The organism is Alphaproteobacteria bacterium, assembly GCA_030739735.1.
Lineage (GTDB): Bacteria > Pseudomonadota > Alphaproteobacteria > UBA7887 > UBA7887 > UBA7887.
This window is the reverse complement of record JASLYQ010000045.1, coordinates 1-837: the sequence shown is the minus strand read 5'-3', so window position 1 is coordinate 837 and position 837 is coordinate 1. Positions and strand designations below refer to the sequence as shown.

Here is an 837-nt window from a genome sequence, read left to right as displayed (position 1 = left end):
TTCATGCAATTTTAATCCCATAGCCCCTGCAAGAACCTGCTCTTCAAGAGCGGCAGGGAGACTGGCATTTCCTTTTCCCATAAAACCAAAATTCATCGGCAATTCTTCAACAGCCTGATACATGCGCTGAATGTTCCATGGTCCCGGCGTACAGGTTGTCGCGTTTGTCCCAGCCGCTGGACCGGTACCACCTCCAAGCATGGTTGTAATTCCAGACATAAGTGCTTCATCTACTTGTTGTGGACAAATGAAATGGATATGCGCGTCCAGGGCACCAGCAGTAGCAATGAGCCCTTCCCCTGCAATCGCTTCCGTCCCGGGACCGATGATGATGTCAACATCAGGTTGTACGTCAGGATTCCCAGCTTTTCCTATACCTACAATCCGACCCGATTTAATTCCGATATCGGCCTTGACGATACCCCAATGGTCGAGGATCAAAGCATTCGTAATCACAACATCCACCGATTCTTTGGAAGTTCTTTGGCTCTGCCCCATTCCATCCCGAATGACCTTGCCACCGCCGAACTTGACTTCCTCACCATAGGAAGTTTTATCCTGCTCGACTTCAATCCACAGTTCCGTATCCCCCAAACGCACTCGGTCACCCGTTGTGGGGCCATACATGTCAGCATAAGCTCGTCTACTTATCTCACTCATTATTCGCTCTCCAACTGTCCCATAATTTTTCCATTGAACCCATAAACCTGTCTGGATCCTGAATAGGCAACCAATTCAACTTCGCGCTCTTGCCCTGGTTCAAATCTTACTGCCGTACCCGCAGGTATATTGAGGCGGAAGCCTTTTGTCTTTTCGCGATCAAATTTCAAGGCCTCA

2 protein-coding genes are annotated in these 837 nt (G+C 49.0%); both read right to left on the bottom strand.

What is annotated here, in order from left to right; all coding sequences use genetic code 11:
* Positions 1–660, bottom strand: a 660-nt coding sequence (locus tag QF629_12955) for an urease subunit alpha (protein MDP6014430.1), incomplete at its 3' end; no start/stop codon positions are given.
* Positions 660–837: urease subunit beta (locus tag QF629_12950; GenBank protein MDP6014429.1), on the bottom strand; the 178-nt coding region annotated here is incomplete at its 5' end. The genes QF629_12950 and QF629_12955, both read right to left, overlap by 1 nt.